The organism is Vibrio sp. nBUS_14, assembly GCF_051201655.1.
In the GTDB taxonomy this organism is placed as follows: domain Bacteria; phylum Pseudomonadota; class Gammaproteobacteria; order Enterobacterales; family Vibrionaceae; genus Vibrio.
The window spans coordinates 74,498-96,885 of sequence record NZ_CP179206.1 but is presented as its reverse complement, the minus strand read 5'-3'; the positions used below and the strand labels follow the sequence as shown (position 1 = coordinate 96,885).

At 42.6% G+C, this 22,388-nt stretch carries 21 protein-coding genes; 4 read left to right on the top strand and 17 right to left on the bottom strand.

Translation table 11 applies throughout. The annotated features are described in order from the left end of the window. Positions 1 to 13: 13 nt before the first annotated feature. From ACMAZD_RS00445 to glyA, 3 genes are read right to left on the bottom strand one after another with little or no spacing between them, the layout of a single operon-like run. Positions 14 to 1,264: a sarcosine oxidase subunit beta family protein gene (locus tag ACMAZD_RS00445; RefSeq protein WP_435248144.1), complete on the bottom strand. Its 1,251-nt coding sequence runs from the start codon at positions 1,262 to 1,264 to the stop codon at positions 14 to 16. A gap of 53 nt (positions 1,265 to 1,317) precedes the next feature. After that, a complete protein-coding gene (locus ACMAZD_RS00440) occupies positions 1,318 to 2,694 on the bottom strand; it encodes an L-serine ammonia-lyase (protein WP_435248143.1) in 1,377 nt (458 codons plus the stop codon). A gap of 48 nt (positions 2,695 to 2,742) precedes the next feature. Further along, a complete protein-coding gene (gene glyA, locus ACMAZD_RS00435) occupies positions 2,743 to 3,996 on the bottom strand; it encodes a serine hydroxymethyltransferase (protein WP_435248142.1) in 1,254 nt (417 codons plus the stop codon). Between the two features lie 234 nt (positions 3,997 to 4,230). On the opposite strand from glyA, the gene ACMAZD_RS00430 reads away from it, so the two are divergent. Further along, positions 4,231 to 5,274 (top strand): GlxA family transcriptional regulator, encoded by a 1,044-nt coding sequence (locus ACMAZD_RS00430; protein WP_435248141.1) that lies wholly within the window; start codon positions 4,231 to 4,233, stop codon positions 5,272 to 5,274. Positions 5,275 to 5,636: 362 nt separating this feature from the next. On the opposite strand, the gene ACMAZD_RS00425 is transcribed toward ACMAZD_RS00430, so the two are convergent. The 5 genes from ACMAZD_RS00425 to ACMAZD_RS00405 all read right to left on the bottom strand — a co-directional run bounded on the left by ACMAZD_RS00425 (position 5,637) and on the right by ACMAZD_RS00405 (position 9,479). Beyond that, complete coding sequence (locus tag ACMAZD_RS00425; RefSeq protein WP_435248140.1) at positions 5,637 to 6,248, bottom strand: methyl-accepting chemotaxis protein; 612 nt, start codon at positions 6,246 to 6,248, stop codon at positions 5,637 to 5,639. A 105-nt stretch (positions 6,249 to 6,353) separates the two neighbouring features. Then, positions 6,354 to 7,925 carry an IS66 family transposase gene (gene tnpC, locus ACMAZD_RS00420; RefSeq protein ID WP_435248139.1) on the bottom strand — a complete coding sequence of 524 codons (1,572 nt, stop codon included), beginning with the start codon at positions 7,923 to 7,925 and terminating at the stop codon, positions 6,354 to 6,356. A 67-nt stretch (positions 7,926 to 7,992) separates the two neighbouring features. Further along, a complete protein-coding gene (gene tnpB / locus ACMAZD_RS00415) occupies positions 7,993 to 8,358 on the bottom strand; it encodes an IS66 family insertion sequence element accessory protein TnpB (RefSeq protein ID WP_102559463.1) in 366 nt (121 codons plus the stop codon). Next, positions 8,358 to 8,657 carry an IS66 family insertion sequence element accessory protein TnpA gene (tnpA, locus tag ACMAZD_RS00410; protein WP_435248138.1) on the bottom strand — a complete coding sequence of 100 codons (300 nt, stop codon included), beginning with the start codon at positions 8,655 to 8,657 and terminating at the stop codon, positions 8,358 to 8,360. Before tnpA ends, tnpB begins: the two co-directional genes overlap by 1 nt. Before the next feature lie 504 nt (positions 8,658 to 9,161). Continuing rightward, positions 9,162 to 9,479 carry a hypothetical protein gene (locus ACMAZD_RS00405; RefSeq protein WP_150879318.1) on the bottom strand — a complete coding sequence of 106 codons (318 nt, stop codon included), beginning with the start codon at positions 9,477 to 9,479 and terminating at the stop codon, positions 9,162 to 9,164. 334 nt (positions 9,480 to 9,813) lie between these two features. Here ACMAZD_RS00405 and ACMAZD_RS00400 point away from each other — a divergent pair. After that, positions 9,814 to 10,574 (top strand): IS5 family transposase gene (locus ACMAZD_RS00400; protein ID WP_435248137.1). Its coding sequence is split into 2 segments (ribosomal slippage): positions 9,814 to 9,916 and positions 9,916 to 10,574, totalling 762 coding nucleotides; the frame shifts between segments, so codons are not numbered across the junction. A gap of 21 nt (positions 10,575 to 10,595) precedes the next feature. Here ACMAZD_RS00400 and ACMAZD_RS00395 read toward each other — a convergent pair. The 7 genes from ACMAZD_RS00395 to ftnA form a co-directional block, all read right to left on the bottom strand. After that, a complete protein-coding gene (locus ACMAZD_RS00395; RefSeq protein WP_435248136.1) occupies positions 10,596 to 12,002 on the bottom strand; it encodes a TnsD family Tn7-like transposition protein in 1,407 nt (468 codons plus the stop codon). A gap of 32 nt (positions 12,003 to 12,034) precedes the next feature. Further along, positions 12,035 to 13,459, bottom strand: coding sequence for an ATP-binding protein (locus ACMAZD_RS00390; protein ID WP_435248135.1), 1,425 nt, complete (start codon positions 13,457 to 13,459; stop codon positions 12,035 to 12,037). Beyond that, positions 13,456 to 15,594: a Mu transposase C-terminal domain-containing protein gene (locus ACMAZD_RS00385; RefSeq protein WP_435248134.1), complete on the bottom strand. Its 2,139-nt coding sequence runs from the start codon at positions 15,592 to 15,594 to the stop codon at positions 13,456 to 13,458. Before ACMAZD_RS00385 ends, ACMAZD_RS00390 begins: the two co-directional genes overlap by 4 nt. Then, positions 15,581 to 16,408: a TnsA endonuclease N-terminal domain-containing protein gene (locus tag ACMAZD_RS00380; RefSeq protein WP_435248133.1), complete on the bottom strand. Its 828-nt coding sequence runs from the start codon at positions 16,406 to 16,408 to the stop codon at positions 15,581 to 15,583. Before ACMAZD_RS00380 ends, ACMAZD_RS00385 begins: the two co-directional genes overlap by 14 nt. A 132-nt stretch (positions 16,409 to 16,540) precedes the next feature. Then, the gene (locus ACMAZD_RS00375) at positions 16,541 to 17,734 is read right to left on the bottom strand and encodes an NAD(P)/FAD-dependent oxidoreductase (protein ID WP_435248132.1); all 1,194 of its coding nucleotides are present in this window, start codon (positions 17,732 to 17,734) and stop codon (positions 16,541 to 16,543) included. A gap of 236 nt (positions 17,735 to 17,970) precedes the next feature. Continuing rightward, positions 17,971 to 18,294 carry a universal stress protein UspB gene (gene uspB / locus ACMAZD_RS00370; RefSeq protein WP_102437840.1) on the bottom strand — a complete coding sequence of 108 codons (324 nt, stop codon included), beginning with the start codon at positions 18,292 to 18,294 and terminating at the stop codon, positions 17,971 to 17,973. A 68-nt stretch (positions 18,295 to 18,362) separates the two neighbouring features. Further along, positions 18,363 to 18,890, bottom strand: a complete 528-nt coding sequence (ftnA, locus tag ACMAZD_RS00365) for a non-heme ferritin (RefSeq protein WP_435248131.1) — start codon at positions 18,888 to 18,890, stop codon at positions 18,363 to 18,365. Positions 18,891 to 19,078: 188 nt separating this feature from the next. Here ftnA and uspA point away from each other — a divergent pair, with 188 nt between their 5' ends. Both uspA and ACMAZD_RS00355 read left to right on the top strand, forming a co-directional pair. Further along, a complete protein-coding gene (gene uspA, locus ACMAZD_RS00360) occupies positions 19,079 to 19,513 on the top strand; it encodes a universal stress protein UspA (protein ID WP_435248130.1) in 435 nt (144 codons plus the stop codon). A gap of 52 nt (positions 19,514 to 19,565) precedes the next feature. Further along, positions 19,566 to 20,444, top strand: a complete 879-nt coding sequence (locus ACMAZD_RS00355) for a carboxylate/amino acid/amine transporter (protein ID WP_435248129.1) — start codon at positions 19,566 to 19,568, stop codon at positions 20,442 to 20,444. 166 nt (positions 20,445 to 20,610) lie between these two features. Here the strand turns inward: ACMAZD_RS00355 and ACMAZD_RS00350 are convergent, their stop codons facing one another. Next, complete coding sequence (locus ACMAZD_RS00350) at positions 20,611 to 21,186, bottom strand: hypothetical protein (protein WP_435248128.1); 576 nt, start codon at positions 21,184 to 21,186, stop codon at positions 20,611 to 20,613. A 141-nt stretch (positions 21,187 to 21,327) separates the two neighbouring features. Continuing rightward, positions 21,328 to 22,107: a class I SAM-dependent methyltransferase gene (locus ACMAZD_RS00345; protein ID WP_435248127.1), complete on the bottom strand. Its 780-nt coding sequence runs from the start codon at positions 22,105 to 22,107 to the stop codon at positions 21,328 to 21,330. Positions 22,108 to 22,388 lie beyond the last annotated feature (281 nt).

The window sequence follows — 22,388 nt, the reverse complement described above, 5'->3', positions numbered from 1 at the left end:
CATTCCTCCTTGGTTAGTGAGCCACACCAGCTGCGCCGTGTTCATCGATTAGGTGACCAGTGATAAAGCGGTCTATCGTAAATGGTTGAGCCAATGGATGAGGCTGGTCTTTCGCTATCGTATAGGCAAAAACATGACCCGACCCCGGCGTTGCCTTGAAGCCTCCAGTCCCCCATCCACAATTAAAATACAGCCCCTTAATGTGAGTCTTACTAATGATTGGACATGCATCTGGGCAGGTATCCACAATGCCTCCCCAATGACGATTTAATCTGACACGGCTTACGATTGGGAACATTTCGACGATCGCGGCAATCGTATGTTCAATTACAGAGAAAGACCCTCTTTGACCATAACCAAGGTAACCATCAATACCAGCACCGATCACGAGATCCCCTTTATCTGATTGACTCATGTACCCATGAACATGGTTTGACATCACAACCGTATCGAGGCAAGGCTTTAACGGTTCAGATACCATCGCTTGTAATGGGTGAGACTCCAAAGGCAGTGACATCTTGACCATCTTTGCGAGTTCACCAGAGTTACCCGACGCTACACAAGCCACTTTCTTTGCACCAATAAAGCCTTTCTTTGTCTCGACGCCAACAACCGAACCATTAACTACACGTATATCCGTCACTTCATTTTGCTGTATTAGGTCTACGCCAAGTTTATCGGCCGCGCGAGCGAACCCCCAAGCAACTGCGTCATGCCTTGCTGTTCCGGCACGTTTTTGCCAACTTGCACCTAGGACTGGATAACGGGCATTTGGCGAACAGTTGAGAATTGGAGCCAGTTCTTTAACCTCTGCAGTTGTTAGAACTTCACTATCGATACCATTAAGGCGATTAGCGCTAACTCGACGTTCAATATCTCTCATATCCTGCAAGGTATGACCAAGGTTTAGAACTCCCCTCTGACTAAACATCAAGTTGTAATTCAACTCGGTTGATAGTCCTTCCCAAAGCTTCATTGAATGCTCATAAAGCTTTGCTGCCTCATCCCACAAGTAGTTTGAACGTACAATAGTTGTGTTTCTTGCAGTGTTACCCCCGCCTAAATAGCCTTTTTCGATCACCGCAATATTTGTGATGCCATGTTCTTTCGCTAGATAGTAGGCCGTCGCTAAGCCATGACCTCCACCGCCAATAATCACCACATCATATTGTTTTTTAGGTAAGGGGTTTCTCCAAACCCTTTGCCAGTTTTCATGATAATTCAGAGCATGTTTAAACAACTCAAAACCTGAATAATTCTCCATATCTTTCCTTTCCTTTCCTTGAACCAACCTATTGCTACATATAAAAAGCCACATCAACATTCGATAACGTTAATTGCCAACCCACCACGTGACGTTTCCTTGTACTTATCCATCATGTCTTTTCCCGTCTCGCGCATTGTGCGAATAACACAGTCTAGCGATACGAAATGTTCCCCATTGCCCCTCATCGCGATAGATGCTGCATTAATGGCTTTAACCGATGCCATTGCATTGCGTTCAATACAAGGGACTTGAACCAAACCACCGATCGGGTCACAGGTGAGCCCTAAATTATGTTCCATCCCGATTTCGGCTGCGTTTTCAACTTGCTCTGGCGTGGCTCCCAACACTTCCGCCAAACCTGCTGCTGCCATTGCACATGCTGAGCCGACTTCACCCTGACAACCCACTTCAGCGCCCGATATAGAAGCATTGACTTTGATAATCGAGCCGATGGCAGATGCAGTGAGCAAAAATCGAATGACCCCTTCTTCATTGGCACCGTCACAAAAATTGACGTAGTAGTGGAGTACAGCGGGAATAATACCAGCAGCACCATTGGTTGGCGCGGTAACAACTCTTCCACCCGACGCGTTTTCTTCATTCACAGCCAATGCATAGAGGTTGACCCACTCCATAGCACCCAATTGACCTTTATGAGTCGCACAAGCTTCACTATTGAGTGCACGTAACATCGAGGGCGCACGGCGTTTGACATTAAGCCCTCCAGGCAAGACCCCTTCTTGTAATAGGCCTCGTTGGACACACTCTTTCATCACTTGCCAGTACGTTAAAACCCCGCGCCGGACTTCGTTTTCACCCCTTAGGTACTTTTCATTCTCAAGGGCAATTTCTGAAATACTCATACCTTCATGACGGCATAGACTCAGTAGCTCTTCTGCAGAACTAAACGAGTAAGGGAATTCAATTTGTTGAAGATCTGAGTCAACTGAGAACTGCTCTTTGTCCGTGACAAACCCTCCACCAATACTGAAATAGGTCTTTTCTAAGACAGTTCCACCCTCCTCTGAAAAAGCCACTATCTTCATTGCATTAGGGTGTTCAACTCGAGACTCCAGAGGTAAATAACAAAGTGCAGTTTCGCTATCGAAAGCTATGCTCTTGGTGCCACCAAGCATGAGCTGTTTTTGCCTTTCGATCGCTTCGGTTCGTTCCACTAACAGCTGAGGATCAATGTTATCGGCTTCAAAACCCTCTAACCCCAACATCACAGCAGGCCCTGTGCCATGCCCAACACCTGTCGCTCCTAAAGATCCATACAGTTCACAACGCAAAGAATGCGAATGTTGTAATTTGTCCTCATCGATGAGCTGCTTAACAAAAAGATATGCCGCGCGCATCGGACCCACAGTGTGAGAACTTGAGGGTCCAATCCCCACTTTAAACATATCAAATAGACTAATTGGCATACCGCCTCCTCACTATTAGGGCTCACAGCTGAGCCCCTTAACTAAGCATTAGCGATAGACGGGAAAGTCAGCGCATAAGGATACGACTTTGCGTTGAACCGTATGAATAAGGTCTTCATTTTCAAGATCATCAAGAATATCGCAGATCCACTCTGTGAGCATCTCCGATTCTTGCTCTTTAAAGCCTCTCGCCGTTATTGCGGGTGTACCTATGCGAAGTCCACTTGTAACAAAGGGAGACTGAGGGTCGTTAGGTACAGCATTCTTGTTTACAGTTATATGCGCCCAGCCTAGAGCGGCGTCCGCGTCTTTCCCTGTGATGCCTTGCTGGATTAGACTGACTAAGAACAAATGATTGTCTGTGCCACCAGAGATCACGTCATACCCTCGACGAATGAATCCAGCTGCCATCGCCTGCGCATTTTTTAGCACCTGAGACTGATAATCCGAAAAGTCTGGCTGAAGAGCCTCTTTAAATGCGACAGCCTTAGCCGCAATAACGTGCATCAAAGGACCGCCTTGTCCTCCCGGAAACACGGCTGAATCTAATTTTTTTTCTATAACTTCGTTTCGTTTGGCGAGAATTAACCCACCTCGAGGACCGCGTAATGTTTTATGCGTGGTCGTGGTAACGACATCTGCATGAGGAATTGGATTTGGGTAATGACCCGTTGCTACAAGTCCAGCAACATGTGCCATATCAATGAACAAGTATGCTCCGACAGAATCAGCGATCTGTCGAAAACGCTCCCAATCGACCACTCGTGAATAAGCAGAGAAACCAGCGATAATCATTTTAGGTTTATGATCGTTTGCCAACTGGGCGACTTGCTCGTAGTCTATTTCTCCTGTCGATTCATTCAGCCCGTATTGGATAGAATTGTAGATTTTTCCGGAGAAGCTTACTTTTGCACCATGAGTCAAGTGCCCACCATGGGCAAGGCTCATGCCTAACACCGTATCTCCAGGATTTAGCAAGGCCATAAAAACAGCAGCGTTCGCTTGCGAACCTGAGTGTGGCTGTACATTCACATAATCTGCACCAAAAAGCTCTTTAGCTCGAACTATTGCAATAGATTCAATGGTGTCAACATGCTCACAACCACCGTAATATCTTTTCCCAGGGTAGCCTTCTGCATATTTATTGGTTAATTGGGACCCTTGAGCCTGCATAACCCTTTTACTTGTATAGTTCTCTGATGCAATCAATTCGATGTGATCTTGCTGTCGAAGTTCTTCAGCGTTCATTGCTGAAATCAACTGTTCATCAAATTTCTCTATGGTGTCATTTTGGTAAAACACGAGGTATCTCCTTTACACACTATGTTACAAATGTGTTAATAAACTACCTCTGTAAATTGCAGGGCGACCAACTGAGAGCGCCAATTCATGACACCATTGCGACAGACTAAATATTATGGGTTCATTAGCCACTAATTTTGTGACAATCATCAAAATCACCAACCAAAAAAAACACAAAACACCAAACAAATGACACTTTAATGGTCACGTAAACTTAACATTAACTGAATTGTTATGGCCAATAAGCGACAATTTTCGACTCAGATGTCCTGCATTAATCAACGCTTCATACCTAATTCAGAGATGGCGTCATCTACAACAACATTAGTGTTTGTTCTTTTAGAACATTTCTCCTTGCTCTCATTTACAACAGCGATTGACTGTTTAGTGACTGCAAACTTGGTAGAAAAATCTAAGCGTTTTCAGTATAAGACTGTCAGTATTGGAGAGCAGCTCGTGTTAAGTGATGTTGGTATAAATGTCAGTACTGATATGACAATTGATGATTTTTCATTATTAGATAGCATCAATGTAATAATGATTTGCGGAGGTTTACGTACAGACCTTACAGAGCACTCAATACTCTCAAACACCATTATTAATAGTGCGAGACGTAATGTTACGCTCGGGGGGATATGGAATGGTTCTCTTTATCTTGCTCAGGCAGGAATTCTTGATGACGCATCATATGCTTTACACCCTGATAATCATGCCTACGCCATCGAGCACTTCCCTCAATACACGCTCTCCAATGAAACGTATGTTCATCATGACAATACCCTTACCTCATCGGGGCCGAGCAGTACTTTGGATATGATGTTAAGCCTTATAAGCCAGATAACGCATTCTTCAATTGCAAATGCTGTTCGCGAAATTTTATCTTGTGACCGAACCTCCTTATCTAAAACTGAACTGCAGTTAAGCCACAGCTTACCAGCCTCAACCCCAAACGAAGTCAAAGAAGCGATAAGCTTGATGAGTAACAATTTAGATGAATTACTTTCAGTCAATGATATTGCCGCCTACCTCAACATTTCTAGAAGGAAGCTTGAGCGAATATTTCAAACCCATGTACAAGCATCACCATCTAAATATTACTTAGAACTTCGGCTTACCTATGCAAGGCAGTTGCTTTACCAATCTGGCGATTCAATTTCCACAATTGCAGCTTCAACCGGATTCCGTTCAACCACTCACTTCAGCAGGTGTTTTAAAGAGTTTTTCGGTTTAGCACCAGTCGAGATGAGGAGGTGCCTAATCAAGCCGAGTTCGGTTTAATCCATCGCCATCAGCCCTGATTTCTCAGAGTTGGTCATGTTTGGGTAGTAAGCAGATAACCCTTCTAACAAGTTCAAAGGTAAGGAATCTCAATGTTTCCTGACCTTGAACACTACCGCACAGCCTGCTAGCGGTGTAAGGCACCATAAACCCCGCATTCTAATCACCAAGTACGAATAATATGCTCTGTTCTTCACAAAAAGGAGAGTTGAAAAGGCAAAACGACGCACCAACTAAGAATGACAGCACTGTTGAACAAAATGAAAGCAGCAATATTACCCAGCGCATTTTTTTGCGAACAAAATAGACTGATCTTACCCACGCTCTTTGCAAAGTGGCGTCTACTTCAAACACAACTAAAATCACCTCAACTTAAATTGATCAACAAGCACAGATAACTGCCTGTTACTTTGGGTTAGGTTTTGAGTATTTTCCATTGTTTGAGTGCTATTACTTGTCAATTCATGCACCATACTTTGAATCGTGGTCATATTACGACTAATTTCATCTGTCACAACACTTTGCTGTTCAGCAGCTGTCGCTATCTCTAAACCTAAGTCATTAATGCGTGTAATAGAGTTCACCATTACATCTAAGCTAACATTCACATTTTTCGTTGCCTCTGCTGTTTTTTCACAGCATAACTTAGTCTCATCCATAGCATTGACTACAGTTCTTGTTCCTTCATTAAGATCTGAAAGCATATTATTGATTTCAGATGTGCTCTGCTGTGTTCTTGCAGCCAAAGCTCTGACTTCATCAGCAACAACAGCAAACCCTCTTCCTTGCTCCCCAGCTCGAGCTGCTTCAATCGCGGCATTAAGCGCTAGTAAATTTGTTTGGTCAGCAATGTCCCCTATAACAGATACAACAGAGCCAATCTTTTGTGAATTCTGCTGCATAGAGTAAATACTACAAGCCATTGTCTCAACCTCCGTAATTAAATCAGCAACACTTCGTACTGAGTTAGCCACAATAAGCTTAGATTGCTCAGCTTCATCATTAGTTTTTTTTGTAAATTCAGCAGTCTGGGAGTAAGCGCCAGTTACTCGGCGTATTGATGAGGAGAACCAAAGCCGTTAGGCTTTGGTTAGATTCCAAGGTAGAAGCGCTTCTATGTCTTCCAACGTCTCTGCGTATGGTAGCTTACTGAGAAGGGTGTGAAGATAGGAGTAAGGTTCAAGACCGTTTAATTTCGCCGTTTCAATCAAACTATAGCAAGTCGCACTCGCTTGAGCTCCTGATGGCGTATCAGCAAAGAGCCAAGCTCTTCGACCCACTGCGAATGGGCGGATTGCATTTTCTGCCATGATGTTACTGATGCGTACTTCACCGTTATCACAGTAAGCCACCAGTTTTGACCATTGATTTAGCATATAACTGACCGCTTTACCCGTTAAGCTGTCTGATGGTACTCGATTAATGGTCTTGTCTAAAAACACCTTCAGTTTATCTAGCACTGGGATGCTGTGCTCGCAGCGGTATTTTATGACTTGCTCTGGCGTATATTCTTCAGTTTCTTTTAACTCAGTCAGCTTACGCTCAATTCGGTAAAGTGTATTGATGTAACCGAGCGCGGTATCAGCTTTACTCACTTTTACTTTTTTACCTTTCGGCTGTGCATCTTGCGCTTCGATGAACTTACGGCGTGCGTGATCCATACAACCAACATGAATAAGACTGTATTTTTTACAGGCAGCATTGTAGCCCGCATAACCATCGGTTTGCAGGTAGCCTTTAAAGCCATCGAGAAGCTCAAGTGGTACTTCTTTTTTTCGAGACGGATCGTAGTGGAACAGAACCCTTTGCTTATCTGGCGGCCCGCCTAATGAAACCCACATATATTTATCGGATGTCACAGCACGACCAGGCTCTTTAAGTACCTGAAGTGGCGACTCATCCATCATGATGTATCGACCTGCATTTTGCTGCTCACGTAATAGGTTGATGAGAGGTTGAAACACATCTGAGACCTTAATTACGTAGTTAGCTAATGTCGTTCGAGATAGGCCACCGCCATACCGTTTCAGCATCTTTTCGATACGATATAACGGCAATCCATCGACGTATTTTGAGGTAATGACGTGAGCGATGAGGCTAATGCTACCGATAGAGCCAGGAAGCGGATGCTTTGGCAACGGAGCCGTGATGATATATTGAGCGTCTTCTTTATCATCAAAGACCGCTTTCTCTTGCATATATTCCAGGACACGGATTTTAGCTGGCACGATGTCGAGTTCTTCTTTCACTTTTGCAAAGAAAGTGCTCTTAGCCCCTGTTTTTTCTTCATCTGTTAGGTATAGGAAGATTTGCTCACGTGGTAAGTCTTTAGATAACGGTTTTCGGCCACGAGGCTTAGTATCATTATCGTCTTGTACACTTTTGTTATCTTGGTTATTTTCAAAAGCAGTCAAGTCAGGGTCAGTACACAGCTCTGATTCATCGAACAATAAAAATTGGTCTACGGAGGTTTTCTCGCTACTTGGTGCAAAGCGTTTGAGTTTTAGGTGGCGAACCACTTCCTCTAAAATTGCGATGCGAGCTGATTGAGATTGAAGGCGTTCGGATTGAGATTGAAGTTTCGCTTCTTTTTCTGCTAACTGAGCACGAAGCTGTTCGATTTCAGTCAATTTTTCGGAAGAGAAACTCATGGGTAAAATAGCCTTTAACGCCTTATTTTAAGAGGCTTTATTGTACCAAAATAAGGCATTAAATTCCTTAAAATAAAGACTCATATTCGAGTTTTTTATGACCTTTCATTAGGGTAATATCGTACCCATCCAGTAACCAATTTAGCTGCTGCCCAGTAAGAGTGACTACCTCGTCGGAGCGCTTTGGCCATTTGAACTTTTCTTCCGCTAAAGATTTGTAGTACAGCACAAAACCATTATCTTCCCAGAACAAGCACTTAATTTTGTTACGCTGTTTGTTGGTAAACGCATAGAGGTGGCCGCTGAATGGGCTGTGTCCAAGTTCCATTTCGATGAGTGCGCTCAACCCATTGTGTGACTTTCGAAAATCAATAGGGTCACGGTAAAGATAAACAGCAGGCAGATGCTGAGCAGGTCTTAACGTTGGTTGCATTAGGTTAACTTCTCCAGCAGTTTGAGTGCGACATGGGCATTCATTTCGTCAACCCCATCAATTAATAGACCACTAGGCAAGGTTACTGAAAGGCTTGAGGAGGTGTGCTGCATTTCCACTTGAGCGATAGTGAATTGAGAAGAGACGGTGTTCGTGTTGGACGCCTCCAATACTTTACGTTTCCAGTAACTAAACTGACTTTGGTCGATTTGGTGAGAGCGGCAATATTGGGCTTGAGTGAGCTTAGTTTGTAGCCATGCATCGATATGCTGCTGCCACTGTTGGTAAGAAATAGACATAATTGAACCTTGTATGAGTAATGACTGCTGTCATTATCAGGGTTCAAATTAAGTCGCGAAATAATGCGGAGTTATTGGCGCTTACCTTCTTGAGTCTTCTGAATACTCTGCTTTGTCACTAAGCCAGGGGTTATAATCAAAACTCTTCCACTACAAATCCCATATGGAGCAATTGATATCAATCCGCTCTTGCCAGTACCCGTAGGCAAAACAACAAGAGCCTCCCCATTAGGACTCTCAGCAAAGTAGTTCTGTATTTTTAGATAAGCTTCAACTTGAGGACTTCGAAGCTTATGGTTTGATTCAATGTTAACGGGGGTATTCTGAAAATAGGACATGACAACCTTTCTATGCATATAGTTTATATACCAATTATTTATTATAAAAACTGAGCAAACAATGATCAGTTCCTAAAAATGTAGAAAAGCACGCCTTCCTGCTCAGCATTATTCGAAGTAAACCAATTAGGTTAACGTAAGGTCCCAGCCTAGAAAGCCAACATTTTCACCTTACGAGCAAACTCTCTATGTTTTGGTGAACATCTTCAAGGTCTGATAAGCGTCCCGATACAATTATACTAAGAGGAGTTCTTTGGGAAAAAAAATCGTTGCCGTTTTTGCTACCCATGAAATTATTAATATTCTTCGGATTGCTGAATATTTGTCGAAGAGATGCATGTATGTTGAGGATATGACTCACTCTTGTAGCAGCCTCCAAGTCATCATCGCCCAAAATCACATCAATTTCCTCCTGACTAGCTCCCCACTGTTCTAGTAGCCTTCTGGCAACTTTCACCCCAACATCTAATTGTTTGCAGCTCATACACTCTCCTTATGAAACATATGAAATTGAATTAAAGATTTAGCAATGCACTTCCCTACTCGTCTCCATGGCTTTCATTTTGCTGCCTATGTGTCCTTAAAAGCTTCATAGTTATTGGTAGTTTATGTTGTTTTGAAGTTAGCCATCCATGCCCCCCTAACCTGCGGTCTAACTCTGCATAAGTCAAAGCCCTTCCATTTTCAAATATCCACTCGGACACTTTCTGAAAAATCTCTTTGTCTCTAGGGCGTGTTGATCTTTCGTGAGTGTTTTTTGAACAGCATGGTAAAGAGTTATAATTTGCTTCGCCAAAAGTAAAACCATAACCAATACCATGCCAAGAACAATGCTAACTGATATTCGCTGGGAACTGCTACTCCAAGTTATGAAAAGTACAGGTCGTATTTACGATAAAACTGAACATCGAATGACATTTGAGGAATACTTTATCGAATGAGAACAGGTATTCCTTGGCGAGATCTACCCTCTGAGTTCGGAGAGTGGAGTACCGTTTACAGACGATTTAATCTTTGGTCAAAGAAAGGGATTTTAGATAATCTTTTCAAAAGCTTATCTAGCATGGCTGACTTTGAATGGGTATTTATTGATGGCTCTATAGTTAGAGCGCATCAGCATAGTACAGGTGCAGCTACTGAAAGTTCAGAGCAAATAGGAAAAAGTCGCGGGGGCAACTCAACCAAAATTCACTTAGCTGTAGATAGTGGTGGCCTGCCGATTTGCTTTGATTTATCAGAGGGACAACGCCACGATATAGTGCATGCCGAAAGCTTAGTTGAGCAACTCGATGAAGTTAATACCATCGTTTGTGATAAAGGATATGACAGCGAACCTTTCCGTACTTTTGTTAAGGAACGTGGCGGAGAAACAGTAATTGCTAAACGCAATTACGGACAAGATATAGACAAAGACAGTATGGATTGGTGTCTATACAAGTATCGTCACTTGGTCGAAAATGCCTTTGGGAGAATTAAGCATTATCGAGCTATTTCAAGTAGATATGACAAGCTAGAAAGGAATTATGCCAGCATGTTATCACTGGCATTCATGTTAATGTGGCTACCGATGTATTGTTGAACACGGAATGTACAGCAAAGATCAACACGCCCTAGCCACCCAATCCACCCGATCAATATGGTACGCTCTCTGAGGAATCGGAAGAACTAATTCAAGCCACTCAGGATCATGCTGATAAAGCCAATAAAATGCAGCTTCGCAATTCTTCTTTACTTCTTGTCGGCATGAATTTGGATAGACCTTCACGAACTTAAAAATCGAATATTTGTATTTTCGCTTGAGCGATTCTCTCTTGCACTTTCTGCGCCACTCAACCAACCCATAGGTTGTTGATATAATTAATTCAATACTGCCTATCGACACACCAAACCTTTTAGCAATCACATTTCGATGAAAGCCCTTATAAGCCAACCTTACGATGGATTCTTTTAGTCTGTCTGTAATCTTTTTTGGTTTTAAATTAACTGGGATCTTAAACTTCAAGGCGATAGTTTTAACGTAGCATCTACTTTTCCCAATTTCTCGGCTTACTGCAGCCATGGATAACCCTGATTTTAATAGCTCACAACAACACTCCTCATACTCAAGTTCTATAGAGGAGGGAGGGCTTACATTGTTATGAAAGATCTTATCAGACAAACATTGAGACAAATAAAACTCCAACAAGAGGTGCTTGAATGGATGTTGTGGGTGTTGACCTAAAAACAAAGATGAGAAGTATCGAAAGTCAGTTCGAGAGCGAGGATATAAATAAGATGGACGCGGTGACAATTGCGCTGATACTTCAAACACCCCCAACGCAAGTGCTTTTCTTTTAACCCGATCAGCGTTGGTCAAGCCCCCTTTCCCTTTTAACTCTCGTCGATACAAGTCAGAAAACACTTCCTTTCTACTTCGTTCATTACGAATTACGTTCAATTTTAGCTCTGTATATTCAGCAAATTTCATAGCCAAACTTCCACAGTCTTCTGACTGAGCACTAGGATTCGGGAGAAAGTGGCTATCCGTATGAGAACGACTAGGAAGTTCACTCTGAACTAACCAAGTATTGTGCTTTGAGCATGCCCATAGACCAGGAATTTGATGTGTACAGTGCCAATAAGCAACACCATAGTTACGCATATCTTCTTGTGCACACTCGGGGCAATATTTTGCGACTAAATGCTCTCTTTCTCGAAAAGCTGATAACTGACAAGCCCTTATTAAATCATTAGAGCTAGCAAAGTCATCATTAATTCCAGTGCTATATCGAGGCAAATAATAAGCAAATAAGGGACGTAATGTCTGATACCTCAGCAAGCTCCCCGCCGATTCCTCAGTAAATCGACTAAGATTAACTAAATGAGAAGTCAGGTAAGGATGAACAGCTGCTCTTCCATCCCCCAGTAAGCGCTGTAAGGACTGATTACGTGACGTACCCGAGAGCGCTAAATAACGACATATTCGACTAAATAGAGATTCATCAGGAAGCACTTGAGGCAGCCACATAACCAACCCCTTTTTAAAGAGTGATAACTAACTCAACTATAGGACAACTCCAACAAAGGAGCGTCTAACAGGACTTTACGAGATCTTAAATAACGTATAGGTTCATCCATACTAGCCGCTTGCTGAAATAAGTTCGGGTTGTCAATTCGGCTTAGTAAGTCAACTGCACCTACAAGCTCTATGAGTTGCGCTGAAAACTCTGGGTGCTGAGGTTTTGTGATATCACCCGTTTTATCGATGTTTATTGCAGCGACTTTCCCGTCTTGCTTAATTCGTCGTTGCTTACCGCTAGGCAAAGCAACTGTACTTTTTAGCTTGTGAACTTCGGCTGTTTGTCGTGATAACCCACATGCAACGGCATTACCCGATTCAAGTGTAGCAACAGTGATTCTTTCATCATCACTTCCAATAACCAACCGCTGAGCCTCTCGATATGTACGACTTGCCATATCAATATTACCAACCGAAAGTTTGTGAAGCGTATCATTTAGTTCGTCATTCAGCTCTGTATATACATTGGTCCATTGGTAATTCCAAAGCTGTCCTATGAAAGCCTTCCAAGAGTCACTCTCCTTCTCAAGGGCTGACATAGTGTGATGATAACCACTTTCAGCACGCCTGGCCGCTTTTAGCTCTTTGATTAATGTCTGGTCAAATGGTGGATTTGCCACAAAGAATAAAGGGATCCCTAATTTATTTACCAATCTGTGTAAGAATTTAAGAAGGTTATTTTCACCTCCAGTGCGTTTGAACTGAAGGTTTTGCATCTCATCAATGACTAACATCCCAAGAAAGCTTGATTTAATGCATTGCTCCATCTGACGAACAAGAGCTCCAATCGTCCCTGCTGGCTTAGTTTTCTCTCGGTCCAGAGCAAGATCTAAAGAAGATAATATTTCTTCGCATAAATCCCTTACACTTGAGTTACTAGGACAATCAACCTTAATCCAAACCACTTGCTTTCTCAGTCCTAGCGTCTGACCATGATATCGATCGTGTTCAATAACATTTGGAAAGTAGCCCAAGACTTGCTCAATCATGGATGTCTTGCCGACACCACTTTCACCGATCAGAGTCAATCCATCACCTTTAGGTTGAAAAAAACCAGTACGTGGTTCGACATCTGGCCTTTCATCTACCAAGTAGTGTAAATATTGTGCAGTTGTAGGTTTGAGTGGGTTCTTAACTGAGTATCCCTTTTTGATTGCTCTTTCTACCGCTCTAAAGCAAGCTTGATAAGCAGTTAGAGGCTGTCTAAGCTCTTCAATTCGATTTAAGTACTCATCTCGAACTAAAGGATCTGGATCATCTGCAATATCTTCGGCATAACCTGGATAGTTACTAAATTCCTCCATTACATCTTCCCAACGTCTCTTTGGTCGAAGAGCTTCTATTAATGGGTTTCCTTGATGCTCAGGTAGGATTGCATCATGATAGATTGCCCTCTCCACTCTCATGACTTGCCTCCTTTGGTTCTTCTTTTTCTCCCCTTTGGTAGCGGAATAACCTTGCTACCTGTATGTGGAGCTTCTGAGACTTCAATTAAGGCTGAATTATCGCTCTCAGAGGTAAGCACATTCGTTGTTGCAGAAAGTTCATCCTTACGATGCTGACGGACATTTGTTGTTTTATCTGCAAACGTCATTTTTTCAGAGTTTTTATTTCGCGTCTTCGCATCGCGCGTCACTTGCTGTCGATGCTTATGATCGTCGATTGAAGCTACGCTTATAGGAGCTAATTCTTTTTTTGAATCAAGCCAATCCTGTATAAAATCTGATTCAAACATGGATTTATTGCAAAACATACGACTACGAGGCAAAAGTTCGCAACGGATAAAACCTTTATTTTTATCTAGCCGTACATAAATGTGGTTTGTCGTATTTTCATCAACTCGAGCTTCTAAACGCCATTGACCAGACGACCTTGCTACAGATGCCAAATCACGCTCTTCAAGTTCTGAGCAAGAGTAATACAACCCATTAAAGTGAATCCCACTTCGCGTCATACTAACTTCAGCCGGAGGGAGTAAACGAGCTATCACTTCACCTGGGCTTGCTGCCTGCAGCTCATGTTTGTGCTTAGCAACGTGAATTTTCCAATAATTTAGTGGGGTAGGCGATAAGTCGTTCTCAACCAATAGTGGGCTAGAAAAGGCTAAGTCATCTAGAGTCGAGCGATTATGCTCTCGAACGGCTTTTATTATTTCAGTAGTAACTTCTTTTAGTGTATAGATCGCATCCTTTCTCGGATCTCGATTACCTCTGACAACCTTTCCACCTCTCGTCGTTCCTAAGAACTCATGAACTACTTCTTTATTTAAAATATCGAAACGTTTCTCAACCACACCTTTGCAATCAGGCCTATAAGGAGGAGCAAAGGACAACTTAGTCATAGGGGTAAGAGCTTTCTGAGGTTTCAAACCAATCATCTCCCCATTATCACAGACAAGTTCTTTCGGAATATGTGCACACGGCCATTCAGACTCTTCGATATCCACACCGAATTCTCTACAATAATTAGACTTAGGTAGAAAGCAATTCACTAATGCCTGCCTCGCAGCACGCCATGAAGCATGGAAGAGTGATACATGCATACCTACGATCATTCTACTAGCTCTATCCACTACAATATAAATAGTTGGTCGCCCTAACACATGTTGAGAACCAAACTCAGAAACAATGTGCACATCTGCAACGGTTGCATCAATTTCAAAGTGAGTCCCAGGTAAGTAGCTATCCTGAATAACACTTCCTAATAAGCCCCTTTTATTTCTCAAATAGTCATTTTCAGTCGTTCTACTCTTAATAATCTCTTCTTTATCAAATAGTTTTTTTCTCCAGTAACTAAACTGTTTGAGTGTCGGTACAATTGGCGGCCTTCCACATGCATCAGCAAAACGCACTTCATCAGAATAACTATCTGCTAGCATTTTTTTATATGTTTTTGCCAAAGTAAGACCAGATTCTTTCAAATAGTACTTTTTGAGCGCTTTCTTAAACTTATCTTTATCAACATCAGAAACGATGTATTTAGTTGCTCTTTCTACTGCAACCGTCCTAGGTTTCTTTGGGGCTCCGAGTGGCTTGTTCGTCGGCTTTCTATCCTTACCCAAACCACCACTTTGTGAAAAAGCGGGAAGCAGAGCCATTTTGTCCTGACCATAACGCCAAAATAGAGTCAGTAGCCGAGCTAAAGCTTTACGATCTATTCCGATTTCCCGAGCGAATTCTGCGAGCTGAGGGACACGCTTTTTTGTTGCGTAGTCAAAAACAAAAGCTCTATCAAAAGCAATATCTTTGACCGTTTCATAGTTTTTATCTCTACGAACGATGTGTTCTTGAGGAATGCTCTCTTCAGATACCAGAAGAAAACTAGGTAAGATAAACTGCGAATTTTTAACTTTTTGACATTTTACTTGCTCAAAAAATGCCTCGACCGATACAGCAAAAGGTCGTACTGTTGTTGAAGTTTTATTGAGAGGAAATAGCACCACGGACTCAACATCACGCATGATATCCAAGACTCGATACAAATTATCTTCAGCTAAATCAGAGCCCTTAAACTCCCAAACACTATTTTTAGGAAGCTCCATATATTCCTCCCCTTTTATCCATTAGCACTCTTTTAACATCTAATACACCTGACTCTGGAATATTAATAGACAAATCCACATCAATGAATTTTTCTGCGATGAGGTAGCGAATCAGCAACAAGGCATCATTATTGGAAGCAATACTCATCGAAACAAATCGACTATGAATATCTTCAATAAAACATTGACCTAACCTAATAATAGATAGTGCGCAGTCGACCTGCTCATTAGAAAAAAGAACAGGATTTTCGCGGAAAGGAGAAGTGGCCCAATCGAGGTTACGACTCTGAGTTTTTGTCAAATCATTGCCAGTAAAATAGCTAAATTTAACTCCAAGAAGCTCCCAACAAACTCGCTCAATATCAATTTTTTCGAGTACACGTAGGTTGTCTGACTCATCTTCAGGTTTAACAGAAACTGCGTGATATGAGTTACCTTGAAGAGAGCTCACCGTGAGCAACTGATCAGTCGTCATGATGATAGGTTCTTTCGTTTGAGGATGTGCTGGATGCTCTACACCCAGTATGCTAGCTACTTTTTGTGTGTAGTTGAGAGGCAAGATTGGGAACTGCTCTCGGATATCAATAACGCTATCCGAGAACTCCGCTAGATAAAAAAACTCACTTTCGATTGAAGACATCATATGGTGGTGTCTTTGAGATTTCCTACCGTAGATTAACGAACGAGTACCTTTGGATTTTACATCTTGAATTCGAAGCCAAGGCTTGTACTCGGAGCCTTGACCTATTCCATACCTATTCTTCAGCGCCCGTTGATAGTCTTTCAACGACTCTAATTTTCGTCCACGTCCCATGATTAATCCAATAAGGCTTACCTCTGTAAAGAATAGGTTAGTTCTCCTTACGGGCAAACTTTATTGTCTGAAAATGCTCTTGCGGGCAAACTTTAGTGCTTACGGGCGAACTTTATTGTTTCTACACAATAACTACACCCACTGCCCAGCTGCAAAGCCGCTCGACCAGCACCATTGGAAGTTATAGCCACCTAACCAACCTGTTACGTCCATTACTTCGCCGATGAAGTAGAGGCCAGAAACCGCCTTACATTCCATGGTTTTTGAAGATAGGTGATTGGTGTCCACGCCGCCTAGAGTGACTTCCGCAGTTCGGTAGCCTTCGGTGCCATTGGGTGCGATTTTCCAGTTCTCTAAATGCTCGACAATGTCATTTAGCTGCTTTTCGTTGAACTGTTTGAGCGGCTTGTCTTCCAGCTCTTTACGGTCAATCAACACCTCAACGAAACGCTTGGGTAATGCTTTCGCTAAGGTATTTTTCAGGCTCTGATTTGGGTGTTTCTCACGAGAGTTTTCAAGTAAATCAGCCACATCCACTTCAGGAACTAGATTGACAGAAACCGATTGACCCGCTTTCCAGAATGAAGAGATTTGCAGTACAGAAGGGCCAGATAGGCCGCGGTGAGTAAATAGCAGCGCTTCTTTGAATAAAGTGCCATCTTGCGCGGTGATTTCGGCAGGAATCGCGATTCCTGAAAGCTCAGCAAAGGCTTCTTTATCTTCTTTATGCAGAGTAAATGGCACCAAACCTGCGGTTGTTGGCATCACAGACAAACCAAACTGCTCGGCAATCTTATAGCCAAATGGCGTCGCGCCTAGTTTCGGCATCGATAAACCGCCCGTCGCCACGACAAGTGAGTCACACTCAACTTCGTCGGTATTGAGGTGCATCTTAAAGCCAGCGTCTGTTCTTTCGATGGAGTGAACATCACAACGGTAGCGCTCTTCAACTTTCGCCTGCTTACACTCTTCAAGCAACATGCTCACGATGTCTTTTGCAGTGTGGTCATTCACACAGAACAATTGGCCATGGTCTCGCTCTTCGAACTCAATACCGTACTTGCTCACCATCGAGATAAAATCCCAATTGGTGTATTGAGATAAGGCTGACTTCACGAAGTGAGGGTTGTTACATAGGAAGTTGTTGGCTGAAACATCATAGTTAGTGAAGTTACAACGGCCGCCACCTGAGATTAAAATTTTTCTGCCCGATTTTTTTGCATGATCTACGACGAGCACTCGTCGCCCGCGCTTGCCTGCTTCTGCTGCACACATCAAGCCAGCTGCACCTGCGCCAATTACGATTACGTCAAATTTTTCACTCATTGCGGTTCTGCTTTCTTCACTTTTGCATCACAAAGCACACCTTGTGCCCATAACGCCACCCATAAAAAAGGATGTGCATAACTGCACATCCTTACTAGTTGCTCGCTATTCTAACGGCAATTTTCAACTTTGCAATTGATGTTCATTCGTGCAAATTCCTGCCCGCCCCAACATGATAAAGTGGATGGATGATTCAACGAATTGAGATCTAGTTAATCACTCAATTCATCTGGAATTTAAACGATAAATGAAGACAGCAACGTTACACCCAACAGAGCGGAAGAAAGTATAAATAACTGTCTTACACGATCGCACTTCGACGTAAAAACTTCGTCGTGATGATGGTGATATTCTTTACTTTTGATGTAACTAAACAGGCGAACCTGCTTGGTCATATTGCCATGAGTTGTGAAGAATCCACCACCATCGACTTGCTGATAAAGTAGAGGATGTGCTTCTCGCATGATGTAAATGAGTGTTCTTAGCGCAGTAAAATAACGCGCCCAGTTCAAGCATGTCACAACCATTAGTGCAAATAGAATAGTGTCGCCGCTGATCATCTTTTCCTCCCTACATCTTCGTAAGAAAACTCAAAAGAAAAAGATAATCAGTGTCTTTCTCGTACTACCTAAACGGTAGGAGCTTCCATAATTGAAGATGAACCATCTTTCGCCAATTGCGCTAGGTCTTTATCAATAAAAAACAGTGCTTTACCGTCTTCACCAACAAGCTCTAGCTTATCCAATACACCTTTAAACAATTTCTCTTCTTCGTGTTGCTCTGCAACGTACCATTGCAGAAAGTTAAAGGTTGAGTAATCTTGTGTGCTGAAAGCAACGTGAGCCAATTTATTGATCTTTTGAGTAATCATTTGCTCATGTTCGTAAGTTTCACGGAACACAGCACCAAGGCTATCAAATTCATGTTTTGGTGCTTCAATCGCACCTAGAATTGGCATTGCACCTGTTTCGCTTACGTAAGTGAAAAGACGCTGCATGTGTTCCATTTCTTCTACTGCATGAACACGCAGAAACTCTGCTGCACCTTCAAACCCTTTGTCTTCACACCAAGCACTCATTTGTAAGTATAGGTTGGATGAGAAAAATTCTAGATTAATTTGATCGTTGAGTTGATCAACCATTGTTTTAGATAGCATTAAAGTCTCCTGATTACACCTTAGTTTTCTCTACTATATCACTATTTAATGAATATCTCGCTGACCATTATTTGACCAACAATTTGAAAAGCCAGTACGCAAGACGATGGATATGAGATCACTTAAGCAAAAAAAGCCATCGCATAGTGCTAATCTTTACACAGACAATGAATAAAGGAGGTAGCGATATGAGTTACAAACATATTTTAGTCGCGGTCGATTTATCAGAAGACAGCAAATTAATTGTCGATAAAGCGGTAGCACTGGCAAAGCCATTGGAAGCCAAAGTATCTTTCATCCATATCGATATTAACTATGCTGAGCTGTATACCGGCCTAATCGATATCAACATGGCGGAAACTCAGCATAACGCGATGGAAGCATCTCGAGTCCAGCTGCAAAACTTTGCTGAACATGCTCAATACCCGATCACCCACACCTTAGTGGGTAGTGGCGACCTGAGTCATGAGCTGTGTGATACCATCAACGAGTTCAATGTTGATTTAGTGGTTTGTGGTCACCATCAAGACTTCTGGAGCAAGCTACTTTCTTCAACGCGACAACTGATCAACGCCTCTCCCGTTGATATGCTGGTCGTGCCTCTAAGAGATTCAGGAGACTAATGCTTTAAGGTTAGGTAACATACAGATCATATTTTATTAACGAAGTTTTACTATGAGCTATTTAGCTGGTGTCACCCTACTGTGGGCTTTCTCCTTTAGCCTGATCGGCGTCTACCTTGCTGGTCAGGTTGATGCTTGGTTCTCTGTTCTAATGCGTGTTGCCCTTGCGGGACTCGTATTTCTTCCCTTCCTTAAGTTCCGTAGTGTCTCACGTAAGCTGATCGCTAAATTGATGGCGATTGGTGGTATTCAGCTTGGGCTGATGTATTGTTTCTATTATCAGTCGTTCTTGCTGCTGTCGGTGCCTGAAGTCCTTTTATTTACGGTTTTCACCCCCATTTATGTCACGCTTATTTATGACTTTCTCAAAGGGCAATTCTCACCTTGGTATTTAGTGACCGCTGCTATTGCGGTATTAGGCGCGGTATTTATTAAATTTGCAGGCATCAATGAGAACTTTTTGGTCGGCTTCTTGGTCGTGCAAGGCGCGAACCTATGCTTTGCTATCGGTCAGGTCGGCTACAAGGTGGTAATGGAAAAAGAAGCGACTGAATTACCTCAACACACGGTATTTGGTTATTTTTATCTAGGCGCTCTGTGTGTGGCTTCGGTTGCTTTCATGCTATTGGGTAACCCAGAGAAACTGCCGACGACCACACTTCAATGGGGAGTTCTGCTTTACCTCGGCTTAATTGCTTCAGGACTGGGTTACTTTATGTGGAACAAAGGCGCGTGCATGGTCAATGCTGGCGCACTTGCTGTGATGAACAATGTATTAGTTCCAGCCGGCCTTGTGGTGAACATCCTTATTTGGAATAGAGATGTCGACCTAGTACGACTTTCCATCGGTGGTGGGGTTATCTTGCTGTCTTTATGGGTTAACGAAACTTGGGTTAAGAAGCGTGTTGCGAGAGATGCTAGCAATGCCTAGCGCCTTAAACTAACAAGCTTAAGTTAACTAACAAGCTGTATTTAGCTAAGTAAGCTTTGTTTGACTAGCAAGATTCTTATTTAAAATAATATCCAGAAAGCAAAAGAGCGACCATAGGTCGCTCTTTTTAAATCATCTATGCAGCAGTAAGCTCTTCAAATTAACTTCAGTGGATGTGATTGTGGCTTACGACCTGAGTCTTGCTTTCAGTGAAGACAACGTCATCAAGTTGTTGGTTGATGCGTTCAAGGTCACTTTCCAATTTTTGGCTTTTCTTAAGCAGCTTTTGCTGCTTTTTAATCATCTTAGCTAGCTTTTTGTTGTACTTATCTTGTTTCTTCGCCACTTTCTTCGCTTGTTTGAGTTCAGCTTTCTCATCGCCGCTCGCCTTCGCCATCAGTTTTTTCAGCTTAGCTTTTTTCAGCGCAACTTTATCCACTTTTTCTACGGCTGCAGGGTCAAAGATTTGTACTGTTGGCTCAACGCTGTCCATTACCTCGATAAGAGAAACTTCTGGCGTTGGCAATGTTTCAGCAAGTAGACCACACGCGACTTTTTCTTCCGCGGGTTTATTCTGGCAATCAATCGGTGGGATGGCTGTAGGTTTGCATAGATTCGCTTGATCCGACGATGAGCGCGCACAAGAGCGGCACACGAACTTTGGTTCAGTCACCAAACTGTGGATTTCTCCCAAGTGTTCGGTGATATCTCGACGGTTTAACTTACAAAAGCGTTTAGCCATGCTACAACTCCAGCTAAGAATAATAATGATTCTTAGTTAGATATACATCCGTAATGAGACTACCGCAAGTGTTAAATAGCAATTTATCGTATTTATGACGGGAAACTTTCTTAGCGTGTTGCTAAGTTATTGATGCTTTACTTAAGTCATTGATGCTTTCACATACACATCAAAACGGTTCTTTTTAGTTTCGATCGCCATGCTTGGTTTTTGCTCGTCTAACCACGCCGCATAATCCGGTCTTTTGACCACAACACGCTTAGATGCCAGCTTCATCGCAGGCTCAAATAAGTCATCAGCATCCAGATCTGCACCCACCAAAGATTGGAATACACGCATCTCTTTCTTAACCAAAGCCGATTTCTTTTTGTTCTCTGGGTGCGGGTACATAGGGTCGAGATACACCACGTCTGGCTGTTCGAAGTCAGGATCGTTACTCAGCTTGTCTAGGGCATCATGGCTAGAAGCATGAATCAACTTCATGCGTTCACTCACCCAACCACCGATGTCTGGGTCTTTTTGTGCTCTCTGCAGGCCGTCATCCAATAATGCCGCCACCACTGGATTTCGCTCTACCATTTGTACTTTACAACCCAACGAAGCCAGAACAAACGCATCGCGCCCTAAACCAGCGGTGCCATCTAAGATAGTTGGTGTTGCTCCTTTGTTTAAACCTGCTGCCTTAGCAATTGCCTGACCTTTACCACCACCAAACTTACGTCTGTGACCGACTGCGCCTCCGACTAAATCAACAAAGATAGCACCAAGCTTAGGTTCATCGACTTTACGTAACTCAAGTCGCTCACTAGTCAGTACCAAAGCGAAATCGCTGTTTTCAGCATGAGATAAATTCCAACGGGTCGCTAAGTCATTTAGATGATCGATTTGGGTGGCATCTTCGCAAATCAGTTTTAGTTGCAAGGTCGTCTCCAACAGACAGTAGTATTAAAACAAAAGAGGCAATCAGTTTACCTGATTGCCTCAACAATACATATTAGCGGTGCAAACTATTCGCAGCGAAAGTAGAGATAAACAAGAGCCGTAAGTAATACCTAGTTAACCGGAGTTCTGGATAAAAGTGCGTTGGAATGGAACTAATTGCTCGTTTCGAGAGCAGAACATTTCCTACATTGAACACTCAATACATCGCAGTATTCATGGCTTTATGTTGAACTTAATCTGTGCCTTATTTCTTGAAAAAT